Source organism: Actinoplanes xinjiangensis (genome assembly GCF_003148685.1).
Taxonomy (GTDB): domain Bacteria; phylum Actinomycetota; class Actinomycetes; order Mycobacteriales; family Micromonosporaceae; genus Actinoplanes; species Actinoplanes xinjiangensis.
Genome location: NZ_QGGR01000031.1, coordinates 1 through 16,930, shown reverse-complemented (window position 1 = coordinate 16,930; position 16,930 = coordinate 1). Strand labels below are relative to the sequence as shown.

Annotated in this window: 14 protein-coding genes; 10 read left to right on the top strand and 4 right to left on the bottom strand. The window is 70.9% G+C overall.

The window, feature by feature from the left end; all coding sequences use genetic code 11:
- Positions 1–78: 78 nt before the first annotated feature.
- From BC793_RS52975 to BC793_RS40725, 3 genes are all read right to left on the bottom strand, one after another.
- Positions 79–786, bottom strand: coding sequence for a hypothetical protein (locus BC793_RS52975; RefSeq protein ID WP_203896555.1), 708 nt, complete (start codon positions 784–786; stop codon positions 79–81).
- Positions 787–1,083: 297 nt separating this feature from the next.
- A complete protein-coding gene (locus BC793_RS40730) occupies positions 1,084–2,748 on the bottom strand; it encodes a serine/threonine protein kinase (RefSeq protein WP_170167342.1) in 1,665 nt (554 codons plus the stop codon).
- Between the two features lie 136 nt (positions 2,749–2,884).
- Positions 2,885–3,901, bottom strand: coding sequence for a LacI family DNA-binding transcriptional regulator (locus BC793_RS40725; protein WP_109601971.1), 1,017 nt, complete (start codon positions 3,899–3,901; stop codon positions 2,885–2,887).
- A gap of 161 nt (positions 3,902–4,062) precedes the next feature.
- Between BC793_RS40725 and BC793_RS40720 the strand changes: the two genes are divergently transcribed.
- The 6 genes from BC793_RS40720 to BC793_RS40695 all read left to right on the top strand — a co-directional run bounded on the left by BC793_RS40720 (position 4,063) and on the right by BC793_RS40695 (position 10,294).
- A complete protein-coding gene (locus BC793_RS40720; RefSeq protein WP_109601970.1) occupies positions 4,063–5,367 on the top strand; it encodes an ABC transporter substrate-binding protein in 1,305 nt (434 codons plus the stop codon).
- A complete protein-coding gene (locus BC793_RS40715; protein WP_109601969.1) occupies positions 5,367–6,281 on the top strand; it encodes a carbohydrate ABC transporter permease in 915 nt (304 codons plus the stop codon). The genes BC793_RS40720 and BC793_RS40715 overlap by 1 nt, the downstream gene beginning before the upstream one ends.
- Positions 6,278–7,111 carry a carbohydrate ABC transporter permease gene (locus BC793_RS40710; protein ID WP_109601968.1) on the top strand — a complete coding sequence of 278 codons (834 nt, stop codon included), beginning with the start codon at positions 6,278–6,280 and terminating at the stop codon, positions 7,109–7,111. The genes BC793_RS40715 and BC793_RS40710 overlap by 4 nt, the downstream gene beginning before the upstream one ends.
- 29 nt (positions 7,112–7,140) lie before the next feature.
- A complete protein-coding gene (locus BC793_RS40705; protein WP_239170578.1) occupies positions 7,141–9,351 on the top strand; it encodes an alpha-L-rhamnosidase in 2,211 nt (736 codons plus the stop codon).
- 107 nt (positions 9,352–9,458) lie between these two features.
- On the top strand, positions 9,459–9,917 hold the full coding sequence (locus tag BC793_RS40700; protein WP_109601966.1) for an SRPBCC domain-containing protein: 459 nt from the start codon (positions 9,459–9,461) through the stop codon (positions 9,915–9,917).
- Positions 9,914–10,294: an ArsR/SmtB family transcription factor gene (locus BC793_RS40695; RefSeq protein ID WP_275416296.1), complete on the top strand. Its 381-nt coding sequence runs from the start codon at positions 9,914–9,916 to the stop codon at positions 10,292–10,294. Before BC793_RS40700 ends, BC793_RS40695 begins: the two co-directional genes overlap by 4 nt.
- Here the strand turns inward: BC793_RS40695 and BC793_RS40690 are convergent.
- Positions 10,251–11,342, bottom strand: coding sequence for a hypothetical protein (locus BC793_RS40690; RefSeq protein ID WP_146246692.1), 1,092 nt, complete (start codon positions 11,340–11,342; stop codon positions 10,251–10,253). The two genes, BC793_RS40695 and BC793_RS40690, sit on opposite strands and share 44 nt — an antisense overlap.
- A gap of 237 nt (positions 11,343–11,579) precedes the next feature.
- Here BC793_RS40690 and BC793_RS40685 point away from each other — a divergent pair, with 237 nt between their 5' ends.
- The 4 genes from BC793_RS40685 to BC793_RS40670 all read left to right on the top strand — a co-directional run bounded on the left by BC793_RS40685 (position 11,580) and on the right by BC793_RS40670 (position 16,581).
- On the top strand, positions 11,580–14,384 hold the full coding sequence (locus BC793_RS40685; RefSeq protein ID WP_239170577.1) for an FAD-binding and (Fe-S)-binding domain-containing protein: 2,805 nt from the start codon (positions 11,580–11,582) through the stop codon (positions 14,382–14,384).
- A gap of 49 nt (positions 14,385–14,433) precedes the next feature.
- Positions 14,434–15,549 (top strand): MFS transporter, encoded by a 1,116-nt coding sequence (locus BC793_RS40680; protein WP_109601963.1) that lies wholly within the window; start codon positions 14,434–14,436, stop codon positions 15,547–15,549.
- Positions 15,542–16,129: an AAA family ATPase gene (locus tag BC793_RS40675; RefSeq protein WP_109601962.1), complete on the top strand. Its 588-nt coding sequence runs from the start codon at positions 15,542–15,544 to the stop codon at positions 16,127–16,129. Before BC793_RS40680 ends, BC793_RS40675 begins: the two co-directional genes overlap by 8 nt.
- A 125-nt stretch (positions 16,130–16,254) precedes the next feature.
- On the top strand, positions 16,255–16,581 hold the full coding sequence (locus BC793_RS40670; RefSeq protein ID WP_158319522.1) for an HPF/RaiA family ribosome-associated protein: 327 nt from the start codon (positions 16,255–16,257) through the stop codon (positions 16,579–16,581).
- The last annotated feature ends 349 nt before the right edge of the window (positions 16,582–16,930 follow it).

The window sequence follows — 16,930 nt, the reverse complement described above, 5'->3', positions numbered from 1 at the left end:
GGCCGATGGCGGAAGCCGATGGTGGCAGCCGGAGCCCGGTCGGTCAGGAATCGAGAAGTCCTGGCGGGGGCCGCGTGACTAGCGTTCGTGCTCGACGAGATTCCGAGCCCGGAGGCCCTGATGACCTGGAACAACCGTATCCGCCGACTGCACCGCTGGACGTCCGCCGTCTTCACCGCGACGGTCGTCCTGACGTTCGTCGCCCTCGCTCAGAAGGAGCCGATCGTCTGGGTCTCCTACGTGCCCCTGCTCCCGCTGGCGGTGCTGATGATCAGCGGCCTGTACCTGTTCGTCCTGCCCTGGATCCGCCGCCGGGCCGTCGCCGAGCCGCTTGATCAGTGACCGGACGATGATCAGCGGCACGACACCGAACACACCGAACGACATGTCGAGCAGCGTCCACCCGAGCGGCAGCTGCCGGATCGGCCCGGCGATCAGTGCCAGCGGAATGATCCCGGCGCAGCAGATCATGCCCCACTCGACGACCCAGACGTTGCGTACCGGATCGCGCCACGGCCCCCAGAACGCCGCCGCGATCACCAGGTGCGCGAAGGCCAGCCAGTCGGTCCCGTACGCGACGAACGGATAGTCACGGCCGGTGACGGCAAGTCCGTCCCGGATCCGCTCCACCCAGGTGACGAGCCCGTCCGGGGCGGCGGGCAGCGCATGCAGCAGATCCGCCAGCAACCGCATCTCGGTGGCCAGCGGGAACGCCGTCACCCCACTGATCACCAGCCCGCCGACGAAGACCGCCAGCCACACCCTGATCCATCCCACCGTGCTCATGACCGGACCGTAGGCCGGTCCGGCGCCGCCGCGCGACACCGGACACCGGATCTCCACAGAACCCGGCGCCCCGGCACACAGTGGCTGGCTCTCACCGCTGCCTCGAGCGCACTGAAACAGCGGCCGGAGCCAGCCGGAAATGTGCGCGCCGAGCCGGCGGTCAGAGTCGGCCGGAAATGAGCGCGCCGAGCCGGCGGTCAGAGCCAGCCGGAAAAGTGCGCACCGAGACGGCGGGGAGAGCCGGCCGGCAAAGTGCGCGCCGAGACGGCGGTGAGAGCCGGCCGGAGAAGAGCCGGGTCAGCTGGGGCCGGGGGACGGCACGGGGCCGCGGTCGACGAAGCTGAAGGTGGTCAGCGGCGGCGCGTCGCCGACGTGCTCGACGTAGAAGCCGCCGACGCCCTCGTTGGCGTCCGCGTCCCACTGCACGAAGCCGTAGGCGTCGTTGTAGAGGTGATAGCGGGGCCGGTTCTTGTCGTCCTTCTGGTCGGTGGCGACCAGTTCGAACAGCGTGCCCTTGCCGGTCTCGCACTTGGCCCCGACCAGCTTGGCCGCCGCGTCCGGGATGATCCGGATGCCGAGGCAGATCTCCTCGACGTTCGGGTCGTACAGGGAGCGGATCAGGTAGTCTACACCCATCGGGATGAGCGCGAACTCCGATTTCGCGCCGGTGCCGTCACCGGCCTCGACCTCGGTGTAGTGCCGTTCGAACGCCATGTCGCGGTCGACCTCGGCGACGTGGATCAGCATGCGGTTCCGGCCGGTCTTGATGGCCTGGAGCCGTTCCTCGGCGGTCGGTGTGCGGGCCGGTTTCGGCGAGACCGAGACCGAGGACGGCGCCGACGCGGAGGGCTCGCCGGGACCGGCCACCGAATGGTCCGGCGTGGACAGGCCGTTGTAGCGGATCAGGACGCCCACGCCGGTGGCGAGCAACACGGCGACAGCGGTGGCGGCGACCGCGAGGGTACGGCGACGGCGCGGCCGTTGCGGCGCGGCGGCCGGCACGGGTGGCGCGGTCGGCCGGCCCACCGGGGCGGGCGCGGGCGACGGTGCCGGCAGCGGCGCCGGTGACGACGGCGACATCGCCGGTGACGGTGCGCTCGCGAGCGCCCGCAGGATCACCGTGTCGTCCGCCGGCGGCCGCACGGGCCCGCCGGCCAGCAGGAGGTCCAGCAGTTCCCGGGCGGTGGGCCGGTCGCCGGGTTCCTTGGACAGCGCCCGCGAGACCGGTCCGTGCAGCGACGCGGGCAGGCCGGCGAGGTTGGGTGGCTGGGTGAGGATGCGCATCGCCGTGGCGGGGGCGGACTCGGCGGCGAACGGGGTGCGGCCGGTGGCGGCGTAGGCGACGACGGCGCCCCACGCGAAGATGTCGGCGGCCGCGGTGACCGGCCGGCCGTCGACCGGGTCGAAGCGTTCCGGCGCCATGTACGCCACCGTGCCGACCAGCTGGTCGGTGCGGGTGTGCTGGCTGGTCGCCTCGAACGCCCGGGCGATGCCGAAGTCGATGACCTTGATGCCGCCGCGCGCGAACAGCACGTTGCCGGGCTTGAGGTCGCGGTGGATGACCCCGGCCCCGTGGATGGCGGTGAGCGCGGTCGCGATGCCCACGGCGACACCGTGCAGGGCGGAGCCGGACAGCGGGCCCTTCGCCTTGATCTCGGCGGCCAGGCTGGGCCCGTCCACGTATTCCACGACCAGGTAGGGCGGCTCGTGGTCGGGGTCGGCGTCGAGCACCTCGGCGGTGGAGAACGGCGGCACCTGCTTGGCGCGGGTGACCTCGCTGCGGAACCGGCCCCGGAATTCGCTCTCGTTGGAGAACTCGGGCCGGACCATCTTGATCGCCACCGGCCGGCCGTCCGGGTCACGGGCCAGGAACACGGTGCCCATGCCGCCTTCGCCGAGCCGTCCGACCAGCTCGTATGGGCCGAGGGCGACCGGGTCTCCCGGACGCAGCGGCATGTTCATCTGGTTCTCATCCTCTCGGGCCGTCGCGCCCCGGGAGTCTACTCATGGTGATCACGCCTCTTGGTTACCGCGTCGATGTCGGTTTGGCGACGGATTGCCCGGCGGTGGGCCCGAACAGCCGGGCGGCGGGCGGCGGTCAGGTACGGGGTGGACGGGTGGAACCGCGGATCCGCAGGCTGGTGGCCAGCACGTGCTGTCGTCGTTCGGTCCGGCCCCGGAGGCGTTCCAGCAGCATGGTCGCCGCCTGGGCGCCCATCTCGACGCCCTGCTGGTCGACGGAGGTCAGGTCGATCAGCGGATGCTGGGACATGTCGGTGTTGTCGTATCCGGCGACGGAGATCTCACCGAGCCGGCCCGCGGCGGCGACACCGGCCAGCACGACCAGGGCGATGTCGTCGTGCCCGGCGAAGATCGCCGTCGGTGGTTCGGGGAGCGCCAGCAGCCGTGCGGTGGCCTCCCGGACGCCGCTGTCGCCGTCCTCCCAGCGGGCCACCTCGATGCTCGGGGTGAGCCCGGCCTCGGCCATCCGCCGGCGGTAGACGGCGACGCGGACCACGTGCGGGGTGACCGGGGTCTCGGCGGCGACGGCCTCCGGTTCGGTGAGGTGGGCGATCCGGCGGTGCCCGAGGGCGAGCAGGTGGTCCATCACCGCGCCGGCACCGGCCTCGTCGTCGCCGACCACGGTGTCGTAACCCTCGGGGTCGTCGTGGCGGCCGAGCATCACCACCGGCACCCGGCGGGCGAGTTCCTCCAGCCAGGGCGGGTCGACGCGGGGCGAGACCGCGATGATGCCGTCGACCAGGCCGTCGGCGAGCGATTCGAGGGTGCTGTACTCGGGGCCGTCGGCGGGGGCGAGGACCAGTTGGTAGGGCGTGTCGGCGACGGCCCGGTTGGCGCCGTCGACGATCTGGGTCATGAACCGGCCGCTGACGTAGGGGATCTCCAGGCCGAGCCGGTAGCTGGAGCCGCGCAGGGCCCGGGCGGCGACGCTGGGGCGGTAGCCGAGTTCCTCGATGGCGGCTTCGACGCGCTGGCGCATTCCGGGGCTCACCCCGTACGCGTTGCGGATCACCTTGGACACCGCGGCCCGGGAGACGCCTGCGGTCCGGGCCACGTCGCTGATCGTGACCGACCGGCCCCTCGTGATCGACATATGCCTCACTGTAGACCGTTCTCCGCGGCCCGGAACGGCGGGTTCACCACTCCTTGAAACGTTTCGAGCCGTGTCTTGTGCCGTCGGCGTAGACCGGTCTACTGTGACGGCTGTTACAAGCGGAGACCGATCTACAAACATGCGGGAAACCGGAGGTTCATATGAGGTTCGGTGCGGCGGTACTGCTCGCGGGCGCCCTGTCCCTGTCGGCCTGTAGCGCCGGGTCCCTGGGGTCCAGTGACGACCAGGCCGGCGGCAAGATCCAGATCACCTTCCTGACCAACAACGACCCCGCCAACGTCAAGGTGGCCGACGCGGTCATCGCGGCGTTCGAGGCCGCGAACACCGACGTCGACGTCAAGCTCGACACCCGGCCGCAGGGCAGTGAGGGCGACAACCTGGTCAAGACGCGGCTCTCCACCGGCGACATGGCCGACGTGTTCGAATACAACTCCGGCTCGTTGTTGCAGGCCATCGCCCCGTCGACGAACCTGACGCCGGTCACCGGCGAGTCCTGGGTCGGCGACCTGGACGAGACGTTCAAGAAGGTCGTCTCCAGCGGCACCGAGGTCTACGGCTCGCCGTGGCAGACCATCTCCGGCGGCGGCATCCTCTACAACAGGCCCCTCTACGCCAAGCTCGGCCTGCAACCGCCGAAGACCTGGGCGGACTTCATGGCCAACAACGCCAGGATCAAAGCCGCGGGTACGGCACCGGTCGCCCAGACCTACAGCGACACCTGGACCTCGCAGATCCTGGTCCTCGCCGACTTCCACAACGTGTCCGCCGCCGATCCCGGCTTCGCCGACGAGTACACCGCCAACCAGGCCAAGTACGCGACGACACCGGCCGCCCTGGCCGGCTTCCAGCACCTGGAGGAGCTGAAGAAGGCCGGCTACTGGAACGACGACTACGCCTCGGCCAAGTACAACGAGGGACTCGCCGCCGTGGCTCAGGGCACCGCCGCGCACTACCCGATGATCACGTTCGCGGTCACCGCCATCGAGACCGCCGCGCCCGGCAAGACCAACGACGTGGGCTTCTTCGCCCTGCCCGGGACCGACGCGAGCAGGAACGGCGCGACCCTGTGGGAGCCGTCCGGCATCTACATCCCGAAGAGCACCCAGGGGGACAAGCTGACCGCGGCCAAGAAGTTCCAGGCGTTCCTGGCCTCCCCGGCCGGTTGTGCGGCCCAGGCGAGCGCGACGTCGCTGGGTGGCCCGTTCGCGGTGAAGACCTGTGAGCTGCCGGACGACGTGGCCACCTCGGTCAAGGACCTGAGCACGTACGTGGACGCCGGCACCGCCAGCCCCGCGCTGGAGTTCCTGTCCCCGATCAAGGGCCCGGCGCTGGAGCAGATCACCGTCGAGGTCGGCTCCGGCATCCGCCCCGCGGCGGACGGCGCGAAGCTGTACGACGAGGACGTGAAGAAGCAGGCGCAGCAGCTCGGGCTCCAGGGCTGGTGATGACGACCGTCACCGGCGCGGTGACGGAGGCTCCGGCGACCACGGTCCCGGAGCCCGCCCGCCGCACAAGCCCGTATCCCTACTGGTTCATCCTCCCGGGCGGTGTCATCTTCACCGTCTTCTTCCTGGTGCCGTCGGTGATGGCGTTCTGGTTCAGCCTCACCCGCTGGACCCTGTTCGACCAGGAGTTCATCGGCCTCGACAACTACGTCCAGTTCTTCCGGGAGCCGGCGCTGTCGTCCGGGCTCCGGCACACGCTCGTCTACGCCGTGACGACCTCGGGCCTGAAGGTGGTCCTCGGCATGGCCCTGGCCGTGCTGCTGACCGGCCCGATCCTGGGCCGCGGCTTCATGCGGTCGGTCGCGTTCTTCCCGGTCCTGGTCAGCACGATCGGCGTCGGCCTCACCTTCCAGATCCTGATGCACCCGACCAGGGGCGTCATCAACCAGGCGCTGGACCTGATCGGCATCACCGGTCCGGCCTGGCTCGTCGATCCGGACTGGGCGCTGCTGTCGGTCGCGTTCGTCGACGTCTGGCAGGGCGTCGGGCTGGCCACGGTCATCTACATGGCCGGCATCCTGTCGATCCCCGGCGAGTATTTCGAGGCCGCCAAGATGGACGGCGCCGGTGCCTGGCACCGCTTCCGCAACATCACGCTGCCCCTGGCCAAGCCGGCGACCGTCTCGGTGATCCTGCTGTCGCTGATCGGCGGGCTGCGCAAGTTCGACCTGATCTGGGCGATGACCAAGGGCGGCCCCGGGTTCACCTCCGACGTGATGGCGTCGGTGATCTACAAGCAGTACCAGGCCGGTTTCTACGGGCTCTCCACGGCCGGCAACGTCGTGCTGTTCCTGCTGGTGATCCTGATCGCGCTGCCGCTGTTCTGGTTCTTCAACCGAAGGGACGACCAGTGAGCACCCGCCCCCGCCCCAACTATCCGCTGAGCGGCCTGGCGGTCGTGCTGTTCGGGGTCGTCTTCCTGGTCCCGTTCGGGTTCATCGTGCTCACCGCGGGCAAGACCGCGCAGGAATCGGCCCTGCTGGACTTCTCGTGGCCGACCGAGTGGGCGTTCGTGGCGAACCTCCAGGCGGTGGTGGAGGCCCGTGACTACCTGCTGATCATCGCGTTCATCAACAGCACGATCCTCACCGTCGCCAGCGTGACGGTGGTCGTGATCCTGGCCGCGATGGCCGGGTTCGTCCTGCAGCGACGTAGGAGCCGGTTCACCAGGGCGGCGAACCTGATCATCCTGTCCGGACTGGTGCTGCCGCCGGCGGTGGTCCCGACCATCTGGGTGCTCCAGAGGATCGGGCTGTTCAAGACCATGCCCGGCCTGATCCTGGTCGAGATCGCGTACGCCATGGCCTTCTGTGTCCTGCTCTTCCAGGCGTTCATCGCCGGCATTCCGAAGGAGATGGACGAGGCCGCCACGATCGACGGCGCCGGGCCGCTCAGCCTGTTCTTCCGCGTCGTGTTCCCCCTGCTGCGGCCGATCATCGTGACCGTCGTCGTGGTGCAGACGGTGTTCATCTGGAACGACTTCACCAGCCCGCTCTACTTCCTGCCCGGTGACGAGAATGCCACCGTGCAGCTGACCCTCTTCAATTTCCAGGGCCAGTACGCCAGCTCCTACAACCTCCTGTTCATGGACATCCTGCTGGTCACGGTTCCGCCGCTGATCATGTTCATGATCTTCCAGCGCCAGATCGTGTCCGGCATGGTCGCCGGCTCGGTGAAAGGTTGAGCCCCATGCAAGGTCGGATGATCACTCCCGTGAGCGAGCTGGGCAGCGCCCCGCTGTTCCGCACCGAGATCACGCTCGACGCCGGGCACGGCGCGGTGACCGCGGCGACGCTGCGGATCAGCAGCCTCGGCGTGCACGAGGCCCGGCTCGACGGGCAGCCGGTCGGCGACGACGTGCTGAGCCCCGGCTGGAGCTCCTACGAGCACCGGCTGCGCCACCTGACCCACGACGTCACCGGGCTGCTGACCGGCAGGGCGGCCACCGTGCTGACCGTGCTGGTCGGCAACGGGTGGCACCGGGGGCGGCTCGGGTTCATGGGCGGGCGCGCCTTCTACGGCGACCGCCTCGGTGTCATCGCCGACCTGGAGATCACCTTCGCCGACGGGCACCGGCAAACCGTCGTCACCGACGAGACGTGGACGGCCGGGGGCTCCGACGTGCTCGGCGACGACCTCTACGACGGGCAGACCATCGACGCGCGGCGCCGGTCCGCCAAGTGGTACGCCGTGGGCGGCGAGCCCGAGTGGTTCCTGCCGGTCAAGGTCCTCGACTTCGACGCCGGCGTGCTCACGCCGTACATCAGCACCCCGGTGACCAGGCAGGACGTCCTCACGCCGGTGAAGGTATGGCAGTCGCCCGAAGGGCGCACGCTGGTGGACTTCGGGCAGAACCTGGTCGGCTGGATCCGCTTCGCCGCGACCGGGCCGGCTGGCTCGGAGGTCCGGATCCGGCACGCCGAGGTTCTCGAACACGGGGAGCTGGGCGCGCGGCCGCTGCGCGACGCGCAGGCCACGGACCGGTTCATCCTCAGCGGGGGCGAGGACTTCTTCGAGCCGACCATGACGTTTCACGGCTTCCGGTACGCCGAGATCACCGGCCTGCCGGAGCCGGCCTTCGCGACCGTCGAAGCCGTGGTCGTGCACTCCGACCTGCGCCGCACCGGCACGTTCGCCTGCTCCGACGACCTGCTCAACCAGCTGCACAGCAATGTCGTGTGGAGCACCAAGGGCAACTTCCTGGACCTGCCGACCGACTGCCCGCAGCGCAACGAGCGGCTCGGCTGGACCGGTGACATCGCGGTCTTCGCCCCGTCGGCCGCCTTCCTGTTCGACACCGGGCCGTTCCTCGCCGACTGGCTGGCCGACCTGGCCGCCGAGCAGCGGGCCGCCGACGGTCTGGTCCCGTTCGTCGTACCGGACGTGCTGAAGTATCTGCCGCACGTGCCGGAGTTCCCCGACCCGGACAGCACCGCCTTCTGGTCCGACGCCGCGGTCTGGGTGCCGTGGACGCTGTGGCGGGCCTACGGCGACCGGGCGATCCTGGAGAACCAGTACGACTCGATGACCGCCCACGTGCGCCGGGTCCGGACGCTGCTGTCACCGGCCGGGGTGTGGGACACGTCGTTCCAGTTCGGCGACTGGCTCGACCCGGACGCGCCACCGGACGACCCGGCCAAGGCGAAGGCCGACCCGGGGGTGGTCGCGACCGCCGCCTACCACCGGTCCGCGACGATCACCGCCGAGGTGGCCGCCCTGCTCGGCCGGGAGCGGGACGCGGCCGAGTTCGGTGACCTCGCCGCCCGGGCCCGGGCGGCGTTCAACGAGCAGTACGTGTCGGCGGACGGCACGATCGTCTCGGACTGCACGACGGTCTACACGCTGGCCCTGGTGTTCGGGCTGGTCGACGACGAGGCGGCGGCCGGGCGGCGGCTGGCGGAGCTGGTCGCGGACAGCGGCTACCGGATCTCGACCGGGTTCGCCGGTACCCCGTACATCCTCGACGCACTGACCCGGACCGGACATCTCGATGTCGCGTACCGCCTGCTGCTGCAACGGGAGTGCCCGTCCTGGCTCTACCCGGTGACGATGGGCGCCACGACGATCTGGGAACGCTGGGACTCGATGCTGCCGGACGGCTCGATCAATCCGGGGGAGATGACCAGCTTCAACCACTACGCGCTGGGTGCGGTCGCCGACTGGATGCACCGGGTGATCGGCGGCATCGCCCCCCTGGAACCCGGCTACTCCCGGGTGCTGATCGCGCCGCGTCCCGGCGGCGGGCTCACCTGGGGTCGTGCGGGTCTGGACACCCGGCACGGCCGCATCGACGTGTCCTGGCAGCTCGACGACGGTGAGCTGACCGTCGACGTCACCCTTCCCGCCGGGGTGACCGGGGTGCTGTCGCTGCCCGGGCGCGACGACGCCGAACTGGGCGCCGGAGTCCACCGGGCGACGGTCTGAGAGGGGGAGGGCCGCCGGGGCGCCGTTCTCCATAAGCAACCAAAGGTTGCGCATTCTCCTGGGTGCGGCGTAAAGTCATACGCAACCAAAGGTTGCGGGAGGTTGAGATGGAGTACGGAAGCATCGAGCGCGAGATCTACGTCGACGCGTCACCCGAGATCGTCTTCGACGTGGTGAGCCGTCCCGAGCACGTCCAGCGGTGGTGGCCCGACGAGGCCGACTACTCGCTCGTGCCCGGGGCGGCGGGCCGGATCTCGTTCGGGGAGAAGTCCGAGACGTTCACCGTCGTCGACGTGCGGCCGCACCGGTCGTTCGCGTTCCGGTGGACCCACCCGGAGGGCGAGGCCGCCGCACAGGGCAACTCGTTCCTGGTCGCGTTCGACCTGACGCCCCAGGGGGACGGGACGCTGCTGCGGATGAGCGAGACCGGTTTCCGGGAGCGCGGCTGGAGCGAAGCCGTCGCCGAGGAGGCCTGGCGCGACCACGTCAGCGGCTGGGACTTCTTCCTGCCGCGGCTGGCGCCCTACGCCGGCACGCTGCGGGCGGAAGTGAACACCCGGCCGTGAACGCGGTCGACGACGATCTCTGGTCGGCGATCGGGGACCCGACCCGGCGGCGGATGCTCGACCTGTTGCTGACCGACGGGCACGGCACCGCCACCACGCTCGGTCAACGACTGTCGGTGACCCGGCAGGGCGTGGCCAAACACCTGGTCGTCCTGGAACGGGCCGGTCTGGTGCGCGGGACGCCGGCCGGCCGGGAGCGGCGATACCGGGTCGACGACGCCCAGCTGGCCCGCGCGGTGGCCCAGCTGTCGTCGGTCGGCGCCGCCTGGGACGCCCGTCTGCAGCGCATCAAGCGCATCGCCGAGGCGATCGCCCAGGAGGGACCGGGGGTGGTCAGCGGCGGGTGCGGCCCCGGCCCGACTGGTCCGTCGAGCTGATCTCGAGAGAGCCCATGCCGCCGGCGGCGTCGACGTCCAGGCCGGGGCCGTCGCCCAGGTCACCCGACCGGATGACCGTGCCGGGGCCGCTGCCGCCGTGCTCGTCGCCGTACAGGATCACGTTCCCGGCGCCGTCGCCCACGGTGACGCGCGCCGGGAGCCGGCCGTCGGTCCAGATCCGCCAGTTGCTCACGCCGCCGGTCATCCGGATCGGCACGACACCGGACAGCCGGCCCAGGACCAGGCTGATGCTCTCCGCTCCGCCGTCCAGGTCGATCCGGCTCACCGTGCCCGCCGTGGTGTCGAACCGGGCCGATTTCACCCCGGCCGCCAGCTGGAGACCCCAGACGATGCGGTCGCTGAGCCGGACCTCGACCGCGCCGCTCGACCCGCCCGGGTCGATCTCGATGCGCAGCACACCGCCGGTGAACGAGGTGGTGGCGTCGACCGCCGACCCGTCCGGGGCGGTCACCTCGAACGGCCGGCCACCGAGGTCGGCGATGCGCACCGACAGGTCGGTGACGCCGGTGACGAACTCCAGTCGGGCCGACTCGACGGCCGGGGTGGTGGGGGTGGCCGAGGCCGACGGGGGTGCGGTGGGGGAGAGCAGTAACGGCGGCGGCATCGGCGCGACCGTGATCTGCGGCTCGATCGCGATGACCGACGGCGGCAGCGCGGCCCGCTGCTGCCGGATCTCCGACTCGGCGAGCGGACGGGCCAGCAGCATCGTCCCGGCCACCACCGAGAGGGCCAGCACGCCGGTCAGCACGATCGGCAGCCGGCGACCCGGCGATCCGGACCGGCCGCCCTCCGGCTCCACCGCCACCGACGACTCGGCATGGGGCGGCACCGGCAGGAACGCCTCCCACGGGGCGCGCAACCGGTGCGGCGCGTCCGGCCAGTAGTCGGCGATGTTCGGCAGCCGTTCACCCGGCTCGGCCTGCTCCGGGGCGCGGTGCCGGGGCGCCCGGCGACTCGTCACATACCCGCCGACACGCAGCGCGGGAGGACGCTGGTCCTCGCCCGAGGGAGACTCATTCCGCCCCACACGCGTCTCCTTGCGGCGCTGGTGAAACTGATCTTCTGTGGAACGTACGGGCAGGAGGTTATCGCCCTTTTGTCGAGTTGCCAACAGGGGCCGCGGTGATTACCGATCTCACAGCGAAACCGGCGCTGCGCAGGGGCTGAATCAGCGGCGACTACCATGGCGGCGACGTCCCGAAGCAGGTTCACCGCCGCACGCTGCCCAAGGCGGACCAGCCCCAAGACAGCCTTGGAGATCTGCGTGACAAGTGCCGACCTCGCCGCCCTGCTGCACCGGGCGGGCGTCACCGATGTCCTCACCGATGCGGCGCACCGGTCGGCGTATGCGAGTGACGCCTCCCTCTACCGGATCGTGCCGCAGCTGATCGTCCGCCCGCGGCACGACGACGACGTCCTGGCGACCCTGGCCGTCAGCCGGGAGACCGGGGTGCCGGTCACCGCCCGCGGCGCCGGCACCAGCGTGGCCGGCAACGCGATCGGCCCGGGCATCATCCTCGACTTCAGCCGCCACATGAACAGGGTGCTGGAGGTTGACGGCGACGCCCGGACGGCACGGGTGCAGGCCGGCACGGTCCAGGCCACGCTCCAGGCGGCCGCCAAGCCGTTCGGGCTGCGGTTCGGGCCGGACCCGTCGACACACACCCGCTGCACCATCGGCGGCATGATCGGCAACAACTCGTGCGGGTCGCGCACCCTTGGTTACGGCCGGACCTCGGACAACACGCTCGCCCTCACGGCGTACACGATCGACGGCGAGGAACTGTCCACGTCCAAGAGCGTGGACCGGCTGCGCGACGTCATCGGCGCCAACCTGGCGATCGGGCGGACCGAGTTCGCGACCTTCGGCCGCCAGGTCTCCGGCTACGCCGTCGAGCACCTGCTGCCGGAGAACGGTTTCAACCTCACCGAATTCCTGGTCGGCAGCGAGGGCACCCTCGCGGTGATCACCGAGGCGACGGTACGTCTGGTCGCCGACCCGGCCCACCGGACGCTGGTCGTGCTGGGCTACCCCGACTTCGGCACCGCCGGCGACGTCATCCCGCAGATCCTGGAGTTCAGCCCGACCGCCTGCGAGGGCCTCGACCACCGGATCTGTGACCTGGTCCGCTCGCGCCGGGGTCCCGGCGCGGTGCCGCCCCTGCCCGGCGGCGCGGCCTGGCTGATGGTGGAGATCGCCGGCGACGACCCCGACGAGGTCCGCGACCGGGTCGGCCGGCTCGTCAAGGTCGCCGAGGCGGTCGACCACCGGATCGTCGAGGACACCGCCGAGGCCGCTCCGCTGTGGAAGATCCGTGAGGACGGCGCCGGCCTGGCCGGACGGGCCCCGAGCGGTCTGCCCGCGCACGCCGGCTGGGAGGACGCCGCGGTCCCGCCCGCACGGATCGGTTCCTACCTGCGCGACTTCGACGCCCTGTGCGGCCGGCACGGGCTCAGCGTCATGCCGTACGGGCACCTCGGCGACGGCTGTGTCCACGTGCGACTGGACTTCCCGCTGGACAAGCCGAACGGCCCGGCGCTGTTCCGGTCCTTCCTGGAGGACGCCGCCGACCTGGTCGTCAGCTACGGCGGATCGCTCTCCGGCGAACACGGCGACGGCCGGGCCCGCTCCGAGTTGCTCTCCCGGATGTACTCACCCGAGGCGATGGGCCTGTTCCGGCAGATCAAGGGCGTCTTCGACCCGAGGAACCTGCTGAACCCGGGCAACCTCGTCGACCCGGACCCGGTCGACGCCAACATCCGCGTCTCGCAGGCACGCAAGGTCACGGTGCCGCTGGCGCTCGCCTACCACCACGACGGCGGCGACTTCAACCAGGCCGTGCACCGGTGCACCGGCGTCGGCAAGTGCCGCGTCGACACCCGGGTCCTCGGCGGGGTGATGTGCCCGTCCTTCCTGGCCACGAAGAACGAGAAGGACTCCACCCGGGGGCGCGCCCGCGTGCTCCAGGAGATGCTCGACGGTGATCTCGCTCCGGACTGGCGCGCGGAGGCCGTACACGATGCGCTGGATCTCTGTCTGTCGTGCAAGGGATGTGCGTCGGACTGCCCGACCGGGATCGACATGGCGGCCTACAAGTCCGAGGTTCTGCACCAGAGTTTCAAGGGGCGGGTGCGGCCGCGGTCGCATTACTCGCTGGGCTGGCTGCCGCGCTGGTCCCGGCTCGCCTCGAAGATGCCCGCGCTCGCCAACCTGGCCACCAGCCTGCCCGGCATCAAGGGCATCGCGCTGTGGATCGCCGGGGTCGACAAGCGCCGCACCATCCCCGCCTTCGCGCCGAAGACGTTCCGGTCGTCGTTCAAGCCGGTGCAGACCGGCAAACCGGTGGTTCTGTTCGTGGACAGTTTCACCGACCACTTCTCGCCGGAGATCGCCCGCGCCGCCGTGGACGTGCTGGTCGACGCCGGTTATGCGCCGCGGGTCGCCAGCCGCAAGGCCTGCTGCGGGCTGACCTGGATCTCCACCGGCCAGCTCGACGCGGCCCGCCGCATCCTCGGCGGCACCGTCGCCGAGCTGCACGAGGCCGCGAAGCAGGGCATCCCGATCGTCGGCCTGGAGCCGTCGTGCACCGGCGTGCTGCGCCAGGACGCCGTCGAACTGGTCGACAACGAGGCCGCCCGGGCGGTCGCCGCGGCGACCATGACGGTGGCCGAGCTGCTCGCCGCCACCCCCGGTTACACCCCTCCCGACCTCCAGGGGGTACGGGTGATCGCCCAGCCGCACTGCCATCACCACGCCGTGATGGGCTGGGACGCGGACGCGAAACTGCTCAAGCAGGCCGGCGCGACCGTCAAGCGGCTGGGCGGCTGCTGCGGCCTGGCCGGCAACTTCGGCGTCGAACGTGGCCACTACGAGGTGTCCGTGCAGGTGGCCGAGCAGCAGCTCCTGCCGGCCCTGGCGCAGGCAGAGGAGGGCGACGTGCTGCTCGCCGACGGCTTCTCCTGCCGCACCCAGGCCGACGATCTGGCCGGTGTCTCCGGTGTCCACCTCGTCCAGCTCCTCCAGGAGCGGATCCACGCGCGCTCCCGGACCGCCGGCGCCGGGAGATAATTCGCGCGCGGTTCCGGCCTCCGACCGGTACGAAGTTCTCGTGCCCCTGATGACGCTGGCGTCCGCGATCCTGTTGTTCGGGTTCGCGGACTCGATGGTCAACTCCTATGTGGTCCTGTTCGGCGCCGACGTGGTCGGGATGTCCCCGTTGCAGCTCGGCGTGTGGATCTCGGCGTTCGCGCTGGGCGGGATCACGATCAGCTGGACGCTCGGCCGCCTGTTCGACCGCCGCCCGTCCCGTACGTACGCGATCGCGGTGATGCTGCTGGGCGCCGCCGGTTATCTGGTGCTGCCCCGGGTGACGAGTTTCCCGCTGCTGCTCCTGATGGCGGCGACGGTCTTCGGGGCGGTCAGTGCGGCGTTTCCGCAGCTGTTCGCGCTGAGCCGGGCGGTGCTGGGCGAGGGCCGATCGACACCACTGCTGCGCGCGGCGTGGTCGACGGCGTGGGCGGTGGGCCCGCTGGCCGGCGCGCTGGTGCTGTCCCGGGGCGGCTACTCCTGGCTGATGTGGACGGCGTCCGCGGCGTACCTGATCGCCGCCCTGACCGTGCTGGCGGTGCCCCGGCCGGATCCGGTGCCCGCCGCCACCACCGCCACGGCCCCCGGCGAGACACCCGTCCTGCTGACGGTGAGTGTCACCCTGTTCTTCACCGCGATGTTCGCCGGCGGACTGGCCCTGTCGCTGTTCGTCACCCGGGGCCTGCACCAGCCGGCCGCGTCCATGGGTGTCCTCTTCAGCGTCTGCGCCGTCGTGGAGGTGGTGACCACGCTGGGCCTGGCCGCACTACCCGCGAGAATCGGCCAGCGAACCCTGATGCTGACCGGTTTCGCGACCTTCGCCGCCTACCACCTGGTGACCGTCGCGGCCACCGGTATGCCGCTGCTGCTGGCCGGACAGGTCCTCCGGGGCATCGCGATCGCGATCGTCGCGACAGCCGGCATCCGCTACTTCCAGGACCACCTCGCCCCCGCGACCGGCCGTGCCACCACACTGTTCGCCAACGCCTCCACCACCGGCCTGCTGATCTCCGGCATCCTGTCCGGTGTGGCAGTGGAACACTTCGGCTACCGCACGACCCTGATCCTCTGCGGCGCGGTGGCCGCGATCGGCGGGGCGGCCTTCGCCACGGCTTCCGTGCGCTCGCCCGAGAAGGCCCATGTCTGAGCCGCCCACCCTGATCATCGTGCGCGGCAACTCCGGCAGCGGAAAGACCACCACCGCCAGAGAGGTCCGCCGCCGGTACGGACGCGGTTGCGCCCTCATCGAACAGGATCACCTGAGACGGGTCCTGCTGCGCGAACACGGCGGCCTCGGCGACGACGCGGTGGCACCCGCCTTCCTCACCGGCACGGCGAGAGCGGCCCTGGAAGCCGGATACCACGTGATCCTCGAAGGCATCCTGCACACCCGCGAGTACGCCACCCACCTGCGGCACCTCATCGAGTCCCATCCCGGTCCGGTGAGCTGCCACTACCTGGACGTCTCCTTCGAGGAGACCCTGCGGCGCCACCGGAACCGCGCCGAGCCGATCCCGGTGACCGCGGAGACCATGCACGACTGGTACACCGAACGGGACCTGCTCGGCATCCCCGGCGAAGTCGTCATCCCGGAGTCAGCCGGCCTGGACGAGGCGGTGACCACCGTCCTGCACGGCAGTGGGCTGGCCGCCCGGGCCGCTCTGACCCCGTGCCCCACGCGTTGCCGTCGCTGCCAGGAAAAGGCGGGAGAACCCGGGAACCCTTGACCGGAGCCGCTCGCCGGGGCAGAACCGCCGGCCGGGTCGAACGGCCCTACCAGGCGAAGTGGCATCGGATCATCGTAGGGATGCGCCCGTCGAACAGAACGGACGACGACCTCGAGGAGGCGACCATGACCGTCAGCGATCTGGTCATCGAGCCGCAGGTGCACACTCACGGTGGCGTCACGCCGGAGGCCCGAGAGTACGCCCGGGAGAAGATCACCGCAGCGGTGCAGCACGCGTCGGCGCCGGTGCTGCGTGTCCGGCTGACGCTGGACGCAGCCGCACCCGGTCACCGTGTCGACGTCCAGGCGGACGTCAACGGCGTCGGCGTTCACGTGCACGCCGTCGGTTCGACGATGCAGGAGGCGATCGATCTCGTGCAGGAACGTCTGCGGTCGCGGTTGCGGCACCTCCGTCGCCGCCCCACCCATGGCCCACGCCCCAGGCCGGCGTGACGGGCCGCCTGGCCCGGTCAGGGAAGGCGCCGCCCGGCCGGCGCCGGGCGTCGCCGCCCCGTTCACCGGGCGGCCGGATGGCAGGTCGCCGAGTCTCGCCTGCCCGGCCGGTCTGTCGAGTTCCGGCGTGAGAGACGACGAGGAGGGCTGTGATGCGACTCTGGACGGTCGACGACGTGATGGCGTCTGCTCGGTGTCGTCGCCCGCAGCGATCTGCTGAAGGCCCATCTGCGCCCCGACGACGAGATCCGTGACGGTCGTCAACGCGATCACCCGGGTGTGGGACGACCGTCAGACGACGACCGGCTACGGCATCGGCTGACGCCACCGAACCCCCGCACCGCCCGCC